The organism is Borrelia sp. RT5S (genome assembly GCF_021165755.1).
Lineage (GTDB): Bacteria > Spirochaetota > Spirochaetia > Borreliales > Borreliaceae > Borrelia.
Map to the genome: position 1 here is coordinate 39,530 of NZ_CP088936.1, position 13,878 is coordinate 53,407.

A 13,878-nucleotide genomic window follows, 5' to 3' on the forward strand; every position below is an offset into this window, starting at 1 on the left:
AGAATTAATCTAATTTTTCTATCCTCTCAAGCTTCAACCTCTGTCCCTTAAGCAAGCTTACTTCATCTTTCAAAATTTTAACAGGATTAAGAATAATCGTAGAAAATTTTTGCTTCTCAACTACCCTCTCGTTATATTCAACGACAAAAGATTCTCTCATCCTAACATCATCCATACTGACCTCATACTCAAGAATTAAATCATTCTTTAAACTAAAAACACTAAAAATTCCATAATAAACATTATCTTCAATAACATAAGTAAGGTTAGGATAAGAAAAATCATAAATAATATTCTTATACACATAATTGCCATTTGGAATAAAAAGATTCTCTCCCTCCCTATCCTCTCCCAAAACAGAGTCATCAAATCTTTTAAAAACACCCGAGAATCCATACTTATCATAAGCATCTGTCCCAGTATCAACCTTTACCTCAATAATATCACCATCAATGATTTTTATCCAAAAATTGTAAACTATTAAGTCTGAAAAAACAGATTTTGTACTAATGTTGAGAGTATTGTAAGCCGGCTTTGATATGTATTCAATATTTGCTATTTCTTGATAATTTTTCTTAAAAATACTAATCTCGTTGGAATGTCTGTTAAACAACAAAAACAGAGTATCGTCAAGACTTGACTTTTCCAATGTTTGATATGTATCACTTTCATACCAAACGCCATATAAAAATTTATAAACACCCTCTTTAGTCAAATCTTTTAGGGTTTTATACACATTACTGTCCATTCGTCTAATATTTTCACTTGCAGACAAAGGATAATAACTTCTATGAGAGTGAGAATATTTATACATTTCAACTCGACTAACTATTATATCCTCACCCTGTTTATTGTATTTTTCTAAAGAAATAGAATAACTTTCCCTAGATTGCTTATCATCGTAAGCTGAGGACCTATCATACTTATTTATAATAATGCTTCCATTCACTTTATTAAAAAATACAGGTCTGTACGATGAAACATCATTAGCAACCGCCTTCTGAAAAACATATAAAACAGTCTCTTCATTTAAAAATCCTTGCACAACTATATCAAAATCATAATCACCAGTAATATCCTCAAGATACATGTTATAAGATTTCCTAGAATCAATATCTACTTGCTCTTTAAAAAGAACTATTGCCTTATGCGTTTTCGGATCGAATCCAATAATAAACAGATAAGATTTAAGATCTGAAAAAGACTGTGCCAAAACCACTTGTTCAAAGTAAACATCCAAATTTAGATTTTCCTGTTGAACCGAAAGGATTTTATAACCCTTAAGGTCAATAAGCGACCCAAAAACATCTTCTCCATTACTTACATTTGAAACGCTAATATCAGAATATTTGACTCCGCTACCTCCCCCTACCTCTTTGTTAAAGACAATAAAGCCCTCATTGTCCCTAACACAGGACAACAAAACAAAGAAAAAAAGTAAAACTAGTTTAAAACACATATCATATATTTCATCTGTAAACTCAATTCTACTAACTACTGGGTTTAATTAAAATTCTGCAAAGCAAAAAACGCCTCACTAAAATTTTCTTCAAAGTCATTCTTATTCAACATAGAATCTACCACTAACCTACTACCTGCCTGATAAAGATTATCAAAAATAACATCTTCTTTAAGTACATGATTAGATTCAACAGAATAACTACCTCTTGGGTTTAAGGAAAACACATAAACCTTACGGTCTGCTAAAAAAGGTTTAGACCAACTATTTTCTTTTAAAGAAAAGATGATATCATAAAAATCCTTACTGTTTTTAAACCCAGACAACTCCTCTCCTAAAGTGCTAGGATAAATACTCATATTGTAAGCAAGATTGACAATATCTTTTTTTAATGCCAATTTTTGGCTTCTAAGAGTTTTTTGTACCCCATCGGTACCCATCTCAATAACAACACCATCAAGCTTATTTTCAAGAAAAGACTCAATAACGCTTGGTTCATAAGTCTCTACATATTTTCTAGCCACACTAATATCATGTTCCGAATTTTTATCAAAATCATGTACATTACTCAATACCTTGTAAATCTCATAACCACCCCCCTCCTTGCTTTTAATAGGCTTGGAAAGCTCATTTACTTTCAAAGAAAAAACCAACCCCACGTCTTCCTTTCTCTCAAAGGCAAGATCAAAATCAAAATAATACTTCCTAGAAGAAACAACTCCCTTAAAATTAGCGATATCTTCAGAGTAAACCTTAGCTACCTCATCAAAAGGCGTATTCTTGGACAACTTTTCATAAGCATCATTCGCTTCCCCTAAATTTTTAAAACGAATGAACGCAACCTCAATACTTTTAAACAAAGTTAAAGCTCCCTCAGCATAGGAAATTAATTCATCTCGTGGAAAATCCTGATATGAAAGCGCAAGATATGAAATATTCCTCCTAACTTTAGCCATATCTTTAATTGCATCAGGAAGAGAATTTGCAAATATCAAGCTACTATTCAATAAAATCTGTATGTTAGAAGAGAGTAAATCTTCCACCATTTCACTCTGGATCTTAAACTTCTGATAATCAGAAACTTTATCGTACCTCTTAGGACTAAAATTACCAGTAGAGTCCAGATACGCAGGAGAATTCATCAATTTCTTATTTAACATATCCTTTGAAACATAAAAGCTATTAGCTTTTGCTAAATCAAGAAAAGCAATATCCTCCACATGCTTGGAAAAAGCTAAGTTCCAAATAGCGTATTCCATATCAGAATTATTTTTATTTTGCATTAATCTAGAATAAAGATTCGAATAATGATTAACATATTTAGCAAGTCTATTGTTCTTTTCATAATAAATTGGCTGCCCCTTATAAGACCCAAATCTCAGTCCAGATGAATCAGTACTCTCAACCAAAACCGGAATTAGGGGCGCAATAATGAACCCAAACACAATCAATATAAGCGCTAAAAGGCCCCAAACACCAACCCTCTTATCGTTAGAATCAAAAGAATCAACCCCAGACACATCTCTTTTCATCCGTTTCACTCTCTTGTGCATAAAAACAACCTTCAAAATTTCAATAAAAATAATATTTCAAATACCAAAGTAGCATAATTAAAGCATTATTTCAATTGAAATATTTAGATTAAGAACTACCCTTAGAGTGGAGGGCAGGGCGCTTGCTAGTTTGATGCTCTTTGAAGGTCCGACAGTGCACAGAGAATGATGAAAGATGACGGTTTTAATATTCATATAAGACCAAACGAGCTTGGTAGGCTCATAAAGATAATCTACGATAATTTTGGAATTAATCTTAGTGAAAAGAAGAAGTTACTAATTGAGAGTCGCCTTTCGTCGACGATTAGGGCAAAAAGTTTTGACAGCTTCACAGAGTATATTGACTACTTAGAAAGTGGTGCAAGTCAAATGCCCTTAGTAGAATTGGTGGATAAAATATCGACAAATCATACTTATTTTTTCAGAGAACCTAATCATTTCGAATTCCTTGAAAGGAAACTTTTACCAAAAATGATTAGTCAGATGGCAAAGTCGGGAGAGAAGGAAATTCGCATATGGTCAGCTGGTTGTTCAAGTGGAGAAGAACCGTACACAGTTGCAATGATAATAAATGAGCATATAAACAATAATAAAATTTATTTAAAGGCAAAAATCTTGGCAACCGATATTTCAGTTACCGTATTAAAAGAAGCTAGCCAAGGAATTTATCCAGGAGACCGCGTGAAAACCCTTCCTAAGCATTTAAAATTTAAATACTTGAATCAACTTAAAGGTGACAAGTTTGAGGTCAAGGACACACTTAAAACAATGGTTCAATTTAAAAAATTAAACCTAATGGATGAATACTTTCCATTCAGAAAGAAATTTGATTTAATTTTTTGTAGAAATGTAATGATTTACTTTGATGAAGAAACTAGGGATCTGCTTGCTGAAAAATTTAGCAAACATCTAAAAGACGACTGTTGTCTACTTATCGGTCACTCTGAAACAATCAGGGGAAATAAAAACTTTGAGTATGTTATGCCAGCCACATATAGGAAAATAAATTAATACAAGGCATATCTATTTACCTTGTATCCTTTTATGTAGACAAATGAGCTCTTCGATAAGGTTTTTCTCGCTCAATAAACCCGTGATGCAGTTTTGAATGTTAAATACAGTCAATGACAAACACACATTTTGCATAAATTTACCATCACTCATGAATTCTGCTTGCAAAGCATTAATATCGGTAATTAAAGTCTCAATTTCGCCAAGCTCGTATTCAATATCGTCAAAGTTTCCTTTCTTAACCTCTCTTAACAGTTCGTAAAGTCTATGTCTTACACTACCAGACTTATCTAAAATCAACACAAACTTATCACCAATATATTTATTCAATTCATCACTTAACATATAGCCTCTCTAGGTCAAATTCACTTTTTCTCCTACCTTAACAAAATAAAGCAACTCACCTATTGTAGCAACATGGTCTCCAACTCTTTCTAGAAAGCTATTTAAAAACAAGATATTTAGAAGATAATCCAAATTTTCCGGATTATTTTTCATAGCATCAATTACAACTGTCTTTTGCTTGGAAAATAATTTATCTATAATGTTGTCGTACTTTACTATTTTAAGTATTTTAGTAAAATCCCCATCAAAGTAAGCATCAAAAATATTTGAAAGCATATCCTTTGCTGTATCTGCCATTTCTCTTAAAGGCTTAAGATAAAGACTAGCAGTGCAAAAATCTGCCGCATTAGATTCCAAGAGAAGTACGACCTTTACAATTTTAGTAGAATGGTCTGCGATTCGCTCAAGGGAACTTATTATTTTAATAATCGCTAAAATCTCCCTAAGTTCAGTAGCCACAGGATGTTCAGTAGCAATAATTCTTCCACATAAGTCCTCAATATCATACTGATAGTCGTCTATTATTTTCTCATCCTCATTAATGATCTTCTTAGCCAAATTTTTGTCCCTAGATTCCAAAGCTATTAAAGAATCTTCTATTATTTTAAGAACACATTCTTTCATATCCCAAAGATAATCTTTTATCACTTCAAGTTGTTTAGTAAGCTTTCGTCTAATCATACCAAATCCTCCTAAAAAAACCTTTTTAAAAACAAATATCCCAACCTAGACATCTCATAATAATTACTAAAGGGATAATCATCAATAACCCTCTTATAGTAATCAATTGCTTTCAGAAAATCTCTATACTTGCTCTCAGTCTCATATAGCCTACCCAATAAATAATTGTATCTATCCGGAAAACTAGCGCTTACATATTTTGGGAAATACAGAGAACTCAAATTTAAAAAAAATTCATACTCACCGCTCAGTAACAAAAACTCAAGAATATCAAGATAAACATCTTCACTAAAATCAATATTATTCTCTATTAAGAACCTAACATCCCTTAATACATTCTCTACCTTATTTAACTTAATTCCAAGACTGATAAGATGCAAAAAAATTTGATTAAAGTGCTTATCTCTTAAACGTAAGTAATTTTCATAAGAATTTAAGTAGTCCCCATTCTTATAATAAAGATCAGCTTTCAATAAAGTGTACTCACTCTCATTAAAACTATAGCTATTGAGCAACTTAATTGCACCCTTATAATCATTAATGTAAGATAAATTTAAAGCTCTTCTGATAACCTCTCTAGAACTTAAACCAACATTACCATCCTTTAATTCATCGCTTTCATTATCTTGCGCCTTATCTTCAAGCCTGTTAGGTACTCTTTGCTCAATTTTTAAAATCACATTTTTAGTAAATTCCCTAGAATCTCTTAAGTTTTGATAACTAAAAGTTAAAACAATAGCCCCAACTTTATTTGAAGTTTGAAAAGTAAAAGTAGCTCCATCCTGATAAGATTCTCCTAAAAGTCTAATAAAAGAGCCATTCTTAGGATTTTTAATATAAATCCAAGCCTCATCTTTAAAAAAAAAATTAAACTTTGAATTAGTTTTTACTAAAAATTCTCTCTCTTCACTACTAAAATCAAGTTCATAAGCACCATGGCCACTCCTAGCAAGCAGGGATACTGCACTCATAACTAAAAATAAAACACTGAAACAATTTCCTTTATTCACTTATAATTTTCCAAAATTCTGTCAACTACTGTCTCATTTTGCTTTTCCAAATCAATATTAAATAAATTTTCAGGTTGTATCCAGAACTCCTTAAGAAGTTCCTCATTAATTGTCTGATGCTCAGTTAATTCATCTTCCAATTCACTACCAGGCAGATGGGGTTTGGGAAAGAAAAAATCATTCATGTTGAGATTGGAATTTAAATCAAAATAAAAATCCTCCGCATTGATTAATTTTAACTTTTTATTTAAATCCTCTTCTGTGTTCTTACGAGCAACTCTGATAATGTTACTAGAGTAAAGATAGGTAATAAAAGCAACAGCAATAGATAAAAATATTAATATTAAAAAATATTTTTGAAAATAAAACTTCTTTCTTCTCATAAAATTCCCTCTATTACTCAGTAAATTATATATTAAAATATTACACTTTCTCTATTTAAGATAATATAATTGATTATGATTTGTGGAATCGATGAAGTTGGGAGAGGATGCATTTTTGGCCCCGTCTTAAGCGCGGCAGTTATTTTTAAAGGGCAGCCTGATTTTTTAAATGAACTGGACGATTCAAAAAAGCTTAAAAAAGAAAAAAGGGAATACTTATCTTCATTAATACTTAAAAATGCACATTATGCCTTTGCAGAGGTACCTAACCATATCATTGACAAAATTAATATTCACAATGCATCGCTTCTTGCCATGAAACTCGCATATGAAAACCTAAATATACAATGCGATTTAGTCCTTGTAGATGGAAAATTTATTCCAACAATAAAAGCCAAAAGAGTCAGGGCAATAATCAAGGGAGACTCTATTATTAATGAAATAAAAGCAGCCTCCATTATCGCAAAAGTACAAAGAGACAAGTTGATGGACGAATACGATAAAATTTATCCTCTCTATTACCTGAAAAACAACAAAGGATACCCAACGCAGAACCACAAAGATGCAATAAAGAAACATGGAATCCTAAGCCTTCACAGAAAAAGTTTTAAACTTACCTGAATATTCTTTTAATAATCTCTATTTCTAGACCTTCTTGAAAAGTGGTAATCTTTGTCAAAATCGTCACTTCTGAAACCTTCATTATGGGCATCAAAATCATCGCGCTGCGCATCCCCTGCAACATAATTCCCAGAAATCTTCTTCTTAATTACAGAAATTGCTCTTAATAAGCTTGCTTCAAATTCTTTAATATTTTCCTCATAAATAAAAACTGAATGTCTTTCAAAATCTCCGCTAGCATTCCTTTTACTTTCAACAATATTTAAAAAATAATCACCCTTCCTATTTTCTTTAACATTAAAGAAATAAGTTCTCTCAGAATTTGTAAATAATTTATCGGAATATATTTCCCCTCGCTCTCCCATTAATTCCTCCACTCAAAAAACACCAATTATCATATTGGCTTTCATAAAAGCTAACCTAATTGTACTTATTAAGAAAAAAAAATACTAGATAAACTTAATAATAAATTAGTTGTCATAAAACTTATTTTAAATTAATTGACATAAAACTAATTTTTTTATAGAATCGGACCTGGTATTCGTGCGTCCTTCGTATAATGGCTATTACCTTAGCCTTCCAAGCTAATGATATCGGTTCGATTCCGATAGGACGCTTACTGCACAGCATTCCGACATGGAGATGGCGGGACTCGAACCCGCGTCCTAAAAGTAATACCACAAGTGTCTACAAGCTTAGCCAGTGTTTTGATGAGTAAAGAGACGGAGACTCTGGCGGAACCGTCAAGTTACTTCCAAGTTTAAAAGTCCCTAAAAACGCAACTTGAAGCATTCCTAGGCGAGCTTCGATGTCTTTAAAGAGTGTAAGCCGAACCTCAAAGCAAAATTCAACAAAACTCTCTGCTAACCTAAGCAGCCATTACAAGATTTGAACTTGCAAAGTTATTATTTTTTGCATTTATTAAAGAAGTTTTAAGAGATTCACTCTGCCTGCAACTCATACTACCAAACCTTTTAGTCAAATCCAAAACATCCCCATTTATCACTCCGATGGAAATTATAATATAAACGCACTAAAAAAGCAAAATAATTTATTTGAAAAACAACATCTAAAGTTTTACAATTGATTGTGTAACGAACGAAATAACGAGGGTGTCTTGAATAACGAATTTGTGTGGTTTATTATTTGGAGTAACGAGTTTGTGTGGTTTATTATGTTGCTTTGCACTTATTCGATCTTAATTACAGTATACAGATTCTTTGGAAAAAAAGGTTTATTTGTGTGGGTGGCGTCCTCTGTAGCCATCGCAAACATTCAAGTTTTAAAACAAATTACTTTGTTTGGTTTAAATGCTACACTTGGCAATATTATTTATGCATCGACCTATGTTGCAACCGATATTTTATCGGAATTTTACGGACGCCAGGTTTCAAAAAAAGCAGTTTACATGGGTTTTATAAGTTTCATAGCTTTTGCTCTCATCACGAATATTCAACTTTATTTTTCACCAAGCAAACTTGATGTACATTTCAACAGCTTACAAAGCATCTTCTCTTCAATCCCAATTTTATTAGTTGCATCAATAACCGCATACATACTATCTCAGTTAAACGACGTCCACTTGTATCAATTCATTAAAAATAAATTTCCAAAATTTCTCTTCGTAAGAAGCAATGGATCGACACTGGTAAGTGAATTAATAGATACAATCGTATTTGTGGGTATTGCAACGTATTTCAAAATATTTCCAAAAGAGGCTTTCTTTGATATAGCACTTTCTACGTATTTAATTAAAGCACTTGCTGGTTTTTTAGGAACACCATTTATTTACGCATCAAAATTCATTTCACAGCAAAAAAAACAACACGACTGCAGTTGTTAACTTAACTATTGGCTTATGATTTGCTACAATTAACGGGTGTATGGCGGACCTGTTTTTATGGGCATTTTTGCTTTTATCTGTATATCTGTACCTGACGGTGTTTTACTATCTATTCGGAAAATCGGGTCTTTTTTGTTTTGTTGCCATTACTACAATACTTTCAAAGATTCTTATACTTAAAAAGGTAGTCATATTCGAACAAACTGTCAATTTAACAACAATAACATTTTTATCCATCCTTTTTTCTCTTAATTTAATCACAGAAAAATACAATGCAAAAACAGCCGTAAAATGCACAACGCTGGGTCTGCTTATAAATATAACTTTTGTATTAATGATAAATTTTACTTTGGCTTTTCAACACAATTTATTCGACACCTCAAACATACATCTTAAACTATTGTTCTATGACACTGCATATACAACAACAACTGTTATTGGCACATACATTATATACATATGCCAGAATGTGAATATATACATGTATGCTGTTATGAAACAGAAAAACCTAAAAATCAAATGGCTGAAACATAACCTCAATAGATTGATCACCTCGTTGATAGCCTATGCTCTTATTAAATTTTCCGTTTATGCAGTTTCACAGTTGTATCGTTACCAAGATATTGATTTTAATATAGAAGGCTCTAGGATTTTTATCCTGGCAATAATGGTAATAGATTCTATTATTTATCATTTTTTGACTTCTCTTAAAGCACAAGAAACTTAATTTATTCATTAATTTGTCCATCCTTAAATTATTTTTCCTATTTGGATAAAAAGTCTAGCCTAAATAGGAAAAATAAAATCGAAGTAGTACCCCTAAAAATAAATTTTTTTATATAATATTGAGAATGGAAGTAAAAATCGAGAAATCTTGGCAGGAAGTATTAAAAAACGAATTTAACAAAGAATATTTTAAGAAACTTGTGAGTTTCATAAAAAATGAATACAAAACGAAAAATGGTAAAATATTTCCTCCCCCAAGTCTTATATTTAATGCATTCAATTCTTTGCCATTTAAAAACATAAAGGTTGTCGTCCTTGGACAAGACCCATATCATGGAAAAGGACAAGCTAACGGATTGGCATTTTCTGTCAATTCAGGCATTAAAATACCTCCATCGCTACAAAACATTTTCAAAGAAATAGAAAGCAATCTAAAAATAAAAACTACTGCAAACGGGGATTTAAAAAGATGGGCAATCCAAGGTGTTTTTTTATTAAACTCAATACTAACAGTAGAAGAAGGAATTCCATCATCACACAAAGAAATAGGGTGGGAAATTTTTACAAACGAGGTAATAAGAATTATTTCAACAAATCTGAACAACATCGTATTCATGCTGTGGGGTAACTTCGCAAGGGGAAAAAGGAACTTAATTGACACATCAAAACACCTAATCCTTGAAACAAGCCACCCATCTCCTTACTCAGCGAACAACGGATTCCTAGGCTCAAACCACTTCGGCAAAACCCTGGAATACCTTAAAAAAAACCACAAAACTCCAATAAACTTTCAATGAAAATGAGAAGACAAACAATGAGATACAAACAATTAACACATGACTACACCCATTTGGTAAATGCCGTCAGCTCTTTTCCTTCAAGGCCTTTTCACCACCACTATCCCCTTCATCATCTCTTGCCTCATCATTCCAAAACTGTGAACCCTTCTCATTTATCTTAACTTCCTTTAACAAACTGTCATCTACTCTTTTCGTATTAACAAAAGACAATGCAACAACGAATATAAAAAAAAGCGCAATAAAAAACCCCGTGATTTTTATCGCAACGTTTGAGGATTTAGCTCCAAAAATAGAAGAACTTCCACCACCAAACACTCCCCCAATACCATCACCCTGCTCATCCTGAAATAACACCAACAGGATAATCATAAAAGAAGTTACAATAAAAAAAACAAACATCAAAAATCGAAACAATTCCAAAGTAATCCCCCTACTCAGCTACTTTATTAACTATGCCCAAAAAAGAATCAGCCTTCAAAGACGCCCCGCCAATTAACGCCCCATCAATATCACTTTCCTCCATAAGACCTCTTATATTCCCCACATTAACAGAACCACCATACTGGATGATAATATTATCAGCAACCGCCCTCGAATATAATCTCTCGATTTCAAGTCTAATTGCCCTGTGAACTTCCTGCGCTTCTTCTTTTGTTGCTGTTTTACCAGTTCCAATAGCCCACACAGGCTCATAAGCCAAAACTATCCTTCCAATCTCAGATTCAGGCACAGAAGACAGCCCTTTCCTAACCTGACTCAAGACAACATCCAAAGTTTTGTGATCTTCCCTTTCTTTAAGGGTCTCTCCAACACAAAGAATTAAGTATTTAAACGGATGCCTGAGTCCAGTAAGAACCTTTTTATTTACTACCTCATCCGTTTCTCCCAAATAAGTCCTACATTCAGAATGCCCAAGTATTACGCAATCGACCCCAAACTCTAACAACATAGAAGGCGAAACCTCACTAGTTCTAGCCCCAATATCTTCATAAGACATGTTCTGGGCCCCAAGAAGAATATTAGTTCCCCTAGTAACACTACAAACTTTACAAAGAGATGTAAACGGAGGCGCTATCATAACCAAAATATCATCCCTAAAATTCCGAACACCATCCACAACCTGTTTAGAAACATCTAAAGCCTCCAAGCTCGTATAGTGCATCTTCCAGTTTCCTGCCAAAAATATCTTTCTCATACTCACTTCTCCAATACCCTTATACCTGGCAAAATTCTCCCCTCAAGATACTCAAGAGAAGCTCCCCCACCCGTTGAGACATGAGTTATCTTACCTGCCAAATTAAATTTATTCACAGCCGCTACCGAATCTCCTCCGCCAACAACCGTAACCCCAAGGCAACTTGCTACAAAATTAGCAACTCTGGCTGTTCCCTTAGAAAAAGAGTCAAACTCAAAAACCCCAAGGGGTCCATTCCAAATCACAGTCCTTGCACCACCCAGAACTCCTTCAATTTCTCCTAAAGTTTTATCACCAATATCCATGCCTATCTTACCATCAGGTATATCAACAGAATCAACATACTCAGGAATAGAGTCCGCCTTAAATTCACTCGAGACCACATGGTCAAGTGGCAAAATAATCCTTACATTCAAATCACTCGCCTTCTTTAAAAAAGAAGCGGCCACATCAATACACCCATCTTCTAGGAGAGATTTTCCAATAGAATGCCCTCCTACTTTCAGAAAAGTGTAAGCCATACCACCTCCAATTACCATTACATTGGATCTCGGTAAAAGAGACTCCAATACCCCAATCTTTGAAGAGACCTTCGAACCTCCTATTATTGAAACAAATGGACTCTCCGGGTTTTTCAAAATTTTACCCAAAAACTTATCTTCTCTTTCCATTAAAAACCCACCAACAGCCGGTAAATAATCTGCAACCCCCGCCGTGGAAGCATGAGCCCTGTGAGCAGTCCCAAAAGCATCATTTACAAAAACATCCCCATTCCGAGACAATTTCTCAGCAAACACACTATCGTTTTGTTCCTCTTCCTTATAAAACCTTACATTTTCAAGTAAAACAACATCCCCATCTTTCATAAGAGAAATAGCATCAAACACATCATCGCCTATACAGTCAGAAAGAATCTTAACATCCTCTCCCAACAATTCTGATAATCTCCTAGCAACAGGGCCTAGAGAATATCTGAGGTCTCTGACCCCATCCGGCCTGCCTAAATGACTCATAAGAACAACCCTAGCCCCATGGGCCTTAAGATACTCTAAAGTAGGAAGGACTGCCCTAATTCTAGTATCATCACTAATATTCCCCTCTCTTAAAGGCACATTAAAGTCACACCTAACCAAAGCTCGCTTACCCAAAAAGTTAAAATCTTTTATAGTCTTTATTGCCATCAATTACCCCACAATCCTTTGTTCTTACTTAACCAATCTTTGTGCAAGATCAACCACTCTTGTAGAATATCCAAACTCATTGTCATACCATGAAAGCACTTTAACAAAACCATTCATCAGAACCATTGTCTCAAGACCGTCAACTATTGAAGAATGAGAATTTCCCTTAATATCTGAAGAAACTATAGGATCATCCGTATATCCCAAAATACCACTGAGTTCCTTAGTTTCAGAAGCTCTCTTAAGAGTCGAATTTATTTCCTCTTTCGTAACATCCTTTTTCTTAAGTTGCACTGTAAGATCGACAATTGATCCCGTTGGAACAGGAACTCTCATTGAAGTACCATTAAGCTTCCCCTTAAGTTCAGGCAAAACAAGCCCAACAGCCTTAGCAGCACCTGTTGAAGTAGGAATAATAGACAGCGCCCCCGCTCTTGCTCGTCTGAGATCAGAATGTGGAAGGTCAAGAATCTTTTGGTCGTTCGTATAAGCATGAACAGTGGTCATAAGACCTTGCTCAATTCCAAAAGCTTCATGAAGTACCTTAGCAAGAGGAGCAAGACAGTTTGTTGTACATGAAGCATTAGAAACAGCCTTCAAATCAGAATTAATGTCATGATCATTCACGCCCAACACAATAGTCTTAATATCATCCTTAGCAGGAACTGTCAAAATCACCTTCTTAGCTCCAGCATGCTCCACATGATCGATATATCCACCCCTATCACTCGTTGCTGTTGAGAAAACACCCGTTGATTCAATTACAACATCAACTCCAAGTCTTCCCCAAGGAAGATTCTTAGGGTCTCTCTCAGCAATAATCCTTATCTCCTTTCCGTCCACCACAATTGCCTTCTCCCTAGCCTCAACCTTCTTGTTGTATACGCCAAAAGTTGAATCATACTTTAAAAGGTGAGCAAGTGTTCTAGGATCTGTTAAATCATTTATAGCAACAATCTCGATCCCCCTTTCAAAAGCAATTTTGAAAACATTTCTACCTATGCGCCCAAAACCATTAACAGCCAACTTCATACAATCCTCCATATTTTTTTATCACTACTAGAATTATT

Annotated in this window: 17 protein-coding genes, 1 tRNA gene and 1 other RNA gene; 6 read left to right on the top strand and 13 right to left on the bottom strand. The window is 33.9% G+C overall.

Going from position 1 to position 13,878, the window contains the following annotated elements:
* Positions 1-4: 4 nt before the first annotated feature.
* Positions 5-1,459: a pallilysin-related adhesin gene (locus LSO06_RS00205; RefSeq protein WP_231760096.1), complete on the bottom strand. Its 1,455-nt coding sequence runs from the start codon at positions 1,457-1,459 to the stop codon at positions 5-7.
* Positions 1,460-1,503: 44 nt separating this feature from the next.
* Complete coding sequence (locus LSO06_RS00210) at positions 1,504-3,012, bottom strand: peptidylprolyl isomerase (protein ID WP_231760097.1); 1,509 nt, start codon at positions 3,010-3,012, stop codon at positions 1,504-1,506.
* A gap of 168 nt (positions 3,013-3,180) precedes the next feature.
* Between LSO06_RS00210 and LSO06_RS00215 the strand changes: the two genes are divergently transcribed.
* Positions 3,181-4,023, top strand: coding sequence for a CheR family methyltransferase (locus LSO06_RS00215; RefSeq protein WP_231760098.1), 843 nt, complete (start codon positions 3,181-3,183; stop codon positions 4,021-4,023).
* Between the two features lie 12 nt (positions 4,024-4,035).
* On the opposite strand, the gene LSO06_RS00220 is transcribed toward LSO06_RS00215, so the two are convergent.
* Genes LSO06_RS00220 through LSO06_RS00235 form a run of 4 tightly spaced genes read right to left on the bottom strand, consistent with a single transcriptional unit; the run spans position 4,036 to position 6,442 of the window.
* A complete protein-coding gene (locus LSO06_RS00220) occupies positions 4,036-4,368 on the bottom strand; it encodes a PTS lactose/cellobiose transporter subunit IIA (protein ID WP_231760099.1) in 333 nt (110 codons plus the stop codon).
* Between the two features lie 9 nt (positions 4,369-4,377).
* The gene (gene phoU, locus LSO06_RS00225) at positions 4,378-5,049 is read right to left on the bottom strand and encodes a phosphate signaling complex protein PhoU (RefSeq protein WP_231760100.1); all 672 of its coding nucleotides are present in this window, start codon (positions 5,047-5,049) and stop codon (positions 4,378-4,380) included.
* Positions 5,050-5,060: 11 nt separating this feature from the next.
* Positions 5,061-6,020: a hypothetical protein gene (locus LSO06_RS00230; RefSeq protein ID WP_231760101.1), complete on the bottom strand. Its 960-nt coding sequence runs from the start codon at positions 6,018-6,020 to the stop codon at positions 5,061-5,063.
* A gap of 35 nt (positions 6,021-6,055) precedes the next feature.
* A complete protein-coding gene (locus LSO06_RS00235) occupies positions 6,056-6,442 on the bottom strand; it encodes a hypothetical protein (protein WP_231760102.1) in 387 nt (128 codons plus the stop codon).
* Between the two features lie 75 nt (positions 6,443-6,517).
* On the opposite strand from LSO06_RS00235, the gene LSO06_RS00240 reads away from it, so the two are divergent.
* Positions 6,518-7,063 (top strand): ribonuclease HII, encoded by a 546-nt coding sequence (locus LSO06_RS00240; protein ID WP_231760103.1) that lies wholly within the window; start codon positions 6,518-6,520, stop codon positions 7,061-7,063.
* A gap of 8 nt (positions 7,064-7,071) precedes the next feature.
* Here LSO06_RS00240 and LSO06_RS00245 read toward each other — a convergent pair whose 3' ends face one another.
* Positions 7,072-7,428: a DUF3276 family protein gene (locus tag LSO06_RS00245; protein ID WP_231760104.1), complete on the bottom strand. Its 357-nt coding sequence runs from the start codon at positions 7,426-7,428 to the stop codon at positions 7,072-7,074.
* A 180-nt stretch (positions 7,429-7,608) separates the two neighbouring features.
* Here LSO06_RS00245 and LSO06_RS00250 point away from each other — a divergent pair.
* Positions 7,609-7,680 (top strand) — tRNA-Gly (locus LSO06_RS00250).
* A 17-nt stretch (positions 7,681-7,697) separates the two neighbouring features.
* Here the strand turns inward: LSO06_RS00250 and ssrA are convergent.
* Positions 7,698-8,060, bottom strand: a transfer-messenger RNA (tmRNA) gene (gene ssrA, locus LSO06_RS00255).
* A 177-nt stretch (positions 8,061-8,237) separates the two neighbouring features.
* Between ssrA and LSO06_RS00260 the strand changes: the two genes are divergently transcribed.
* On the top strand, positions 8,238-8,906 hold the full coding sequence (locus LSO06_RS00260; RefSeq protein WP_231760838.1) for a queuosine precursor transporter: 669 nt from the start codon (positions 8,238-8,240) through the stop codon (positions 8,904-8,906).
* Between the two features lie 105 nt (positions 8,907-9,011).
* Here LSO06_RS00260 and LSO06_RS05785 read toward each other — a convergent pair whose 3' ends face one another.
* A complete protein-coding gene (locus tag LSO06_RS05785) occupies positions 9,012-9,143 on the bottom strand; it encodes a hypothetical protein (protein WP_255673283.1) in 132 nt (43 codons plus the stop codon).
* Positions 9,144-9,162: 19 nt separating this feature from the next.
* Here LSO06_RS05785 and LSO06_RS00265 point away from each other — a divergent pair, with 19 nt between their 5' ends.
* Positions 9,163-9,633 carry a VUT family protein gene (locus tag LSO06_RS00265; RefSeq protein WP_231760839.1) on the top strand — a complete coding sequence of 157 codons (471 nt, stop codon included), beginning with the start codon at positions 9,163-9,165 and terminating at the stop codon, positions 9,631-9,633.
* Between the two features lie 124 nt (positions 9,634-9,757).
* On the top strand, positions 9,758-10,429 hold the full coding sequence (gene ung / locus LSO06_RS00270; protein WP_231760105.1) for a uracil-DNA glycosylase: 672 nt from the start codon (positions 9,758-9,760) through the stop codon (positions 10,427-10,429).
* A 66-nt stretch (positions 10,430-10,495) separates the two neighbouring features.
* On the opposite strand, the gene secG is transcribed toward ung, so the two are convergent.
* From secG to gap, 4 genes are read right to left on the bottom strand one after another with little or no spacing between them, the layout of a single operon-like run.
* A complete protein-coding gene (gene secG, locus LSO06_RS00275) occupies positions 10,496-10,852 on the bottom strand; it encodes a preprotein translocase subunit SecG (RefSeq protein ID WP_231760106.1) in 357 nt (118 codons plus the stop codon).
* A gap of 10 nt (positions 10,853-10,862) precedes the next feature.
* Positions 10,863-11,627 (bottom strand): triose-phosphate isomerase, encoded by a 765-nt coding sequence (gene tpiA, locus LSO06_RS00280; protein WP_231760107.1) that lies wholly within the window; start codon positions 11,625-11,627, stop codon positions 10,863-10,865.
* 2 nt (positions 11,628-11,629) lie between these two features.
* A complete protein-coding gene (locus LSO06_RS00285) occupies positions 11,630-12,808 on the bottom strand; it encodes a phosphoglycerate kinase (RefSeq protein ID WP_231760108.1) in 1,179 nt (392 codons plus the stop codon).
* Between the two features lie 24 nt (positions 12,809-12,832).
* On the bottom strand, positions 12,833-13,840 hold the full coding sequence (gene gap / locus LSO06_RS00290) for a type I glyceraldehyde-3-phosphate dehydrogenase (protein WP_231760109.1): 1,008 nt from the start codon (positions 13,838-13,840) through the stop codon (positions 12,833-12,835).
* Between the last annotated feature and the right edge of the window lie 38 nt (positions 13,841-13,878).